Annotated in this window: 3 protein-coding genes; all 3 read right to left on the bottom strand. The window is 54.6% G+C overall.

What is annotated here, in order from left to right; all coding sequences use genetic code 11:
• Positions 1 to 1,262, bottom strand: a 1,262-nt coding sequence (locus ACEW8P_RS00635) for a PVC-type heme-binding CxxCH protein (protein ID WP_373511179.1), incomplete at its 3' end; no start/stop codon positions are given.
• Positions 1,263 to 1,295: 33 nt separating this feature from the next.
• On the bottom strand, positions 1,296 to 1,844 hold the full coding sequence (locus tag ACEW8P_RS00630; protein WP_373511178.1) for a dihydrofolate reductase family protein: 549 nt from the start codon (positions 1,842 to 1,844) through the stop codon (positions 1,296 to 1,298).
• Between the two features lie 44 nt (positions 1,845 to 1,888).
• Positions 1,889 to 2,486, bottom strand: a 598-nt coding sequence (locus ACEW8P_RS00625; RefSeq protein WP_373511177.1) for a sugar phosphate isomerase/epimerase family protein, incomplete at its 5' end; no start/stop codon positions are given.

The raw sequence follows: 2,486 nt of genomic DNA, 5'->3' as shown, positions 1-2,486 counted from the left end.
TACCAGGCACCGTCGGGGCCAACGGCTACGTCCGACGGGCGGAACCACTTGCGGGTGTCGGTGTCGGTTTCGAACCACTCGTAGCGCTCGGAGGCTTGTGGGAAGGAGCTAATGAGGTCTTTTCTTTGCAAGGAAAAACCTGCGCCCGTTTTCTCGGGCTGATAGGCAAAAACTACGTTGCGGCCCGCCTCGCAACTGAGCAAAGTACCTCGGTATTTTTCACCCATTTCGTCGCCTTCATAGAAGACGATACCCGTCGGCGAACCCGCGCCGCTGTTGTCCCCGGCAGGCATCACGCCCGGGTCGTCCTGGTGCCAGTGCGCTTCGAACATCGACTGACCCGGACGGCGATCAGCCTGCCAGAAGCGCGTGCCATCGGCGGCAAAGTACCCGGCGTTGCCATTCTCGGGCAGGAACGAGACGCGACAGGTAACTACCTGATCGTCGTTGTCGTTCTGCCACATGTTACCGTAGCTGTCGAGGCAGACCTCGTAGCTGTTGCGGAAGTTATGACCCAGCACTTTCAGCCCCGTTCCGTCGGGATTGATGCGCAAAGCCAGCCCGCCGACCCACACGCGGCCGTCGTCCGACTTGCGGTTGCCCGTATTGCTGTTGTTGTAAGGTGTGCCACCGTTGTACATCGTGCCGCTGTTGAGCGTCCAGCCGCTTTTGTCGGTCACGACGTGCGGCCCGGCGTTGCCGGTGTTGAAGTACCATCGCCCATCCGGCCCGGTCACCATCGAGTGCAACGAGTGATCATGGTCGAAACCGCCGAAGCCCGTCAAGAACACCTCGCGCTCATCGGGCTTGTCATCGCCGTCGGTATCAGTATAAATAATGAGGTTGGGAGCACAGGAAACGATGACTTTGTTGTCGATCACAGCAATGCCGAGCGGGGCAGTGAGTAGCGTGTCCTGCACATACACCTTGGAGGATTCCGCCTTGCCGTCGCCATCGCGGTCTTCGAGGATCATCACACGATCGCCCTTTTGCAGGTGCGAAAGGCGCTCGTCCGGTTCGGTTTTGAAGCTGCGATAGTTGACCGCTTCGGTGATCCAGACCCGTCCGCGGGCGTCGATGTCCATGTTGGTGGGGTTGTAGAACATCGGGGCCTCGGCCCAGAGCGTGGCCTCGAGGTCATCGGGGACGTAAAGGCGCGAGTTCTCGTCCGTGGGCGTCCATAGGCTGACCGCCGAGAGGGAGACAAGCAGGGCGATGCCGAGCGTGAGGGTGGCATAGCGGGTAGAGTATTTAGGTTTCATCTTGTGCATATTCGGCAGACTGTTTGTACTTATTTATTGGGTTTCTGGCATGTCGTTTCCGACGGCTTCGTACCAAAGTTGAACTAGCCCCGAAGGGTAGCTTATGCTTCTTTTAAATTTGAGTTGTTGCTCGATACCGTTTTCACTAAACAACCGAATACCGTCACCAAGCAGATGAGGAATGACGCTCACGATTATCCGGTCAATAAGACGGTTTTTCAATAGCTCATATACTATTTCTGCGCCCCCATCACAGTAAATATCTTTTCCTTCCGTCTGTTTCAGGGAACTGACCAGGTCAACTACATTATTGCAGTATTCAGCGTGCGCTAATTTTCCTTTTTTTGACTTGGAAATCACAAACACTTGCTTGTCTTTATGGGGAACACCCTCGCCAAACGATACAACCTTATCAAAGGTCTTGCGCCCCCAGATCACCGTATCAATAGTTTGTAAAAACTCAGCATATCCAAAATCTTCATTCTTGGTTTCGACAATAGACAAGAAATCTAGGTTACCGTCTTTCTTGGCAATGTAGCCGTCAAGGCTCATGGCTATGTACAAAATCAATTTTCTGTTCATATTCAGGGTAATTTATCAAGTAAGAAATCAGCAAGCCGATCGCCCTACGCAAAATCAAACAACCCTTCCAGATAACGGCGGTTGTACTGATAAGTTTCGACGGCGTCAGCACCTTTGGGCGTTGCGCCTTCGATCTGCATCCAGCCTTGGTAGCCGATTTGTTTGAGCAAAGCTGCCACGCGCGGCCAGTCGATGGTACCTTCGCCGAGGCGGAAGCCGTTTTCTTTTATGTGGAGTTCGCAGATCAGGTCATTGCCCAGGAAAGGAATTTCTTCATAAATGTCGTGGCCCGCGTCGGCTGAGTTGCGGGAGTCGTAATAGACTTTTACGGCCTTGGAACCCACGGCGTCGATGATTTTCAGGTGATCACGTGCGCTGAGGTACGACTCGATGCCCAGCGTGATGCCCTGCTTCTCGGCGTGGGGGGCGACTTTCTTGAGCCGCTCAATCACCATTTTCTGGCCCGCCGCGTCGTCGCGCAATTCGCCATTGCCGAAAAACGCCAGCAAAATCACGTTCACGCCCAGCGCCCTGGCGGCGTCCACGCTGTTCCAGACCCACTCCTCGGTAACTGGCTCTGACTTGTAAGGAACGCGGTTCAACTCGCCAATGGCCACGCTGGATACTTTGATGCCCGTGCGC

Origin of the sequence: Persicitalea sp. (genome assembly GCF_041751555.1) — a bacterium.
Classification (GTDB): domain Bacteria; phylum Bacteroidota; class Bacteroidia; order Cytophagales; family Spirosomataceae; genus Persicitalea.
Note: the sequence above shows the minus strand (reverse complement) of the source record. Positions and strands in the feature narration are given on the sequence as shown.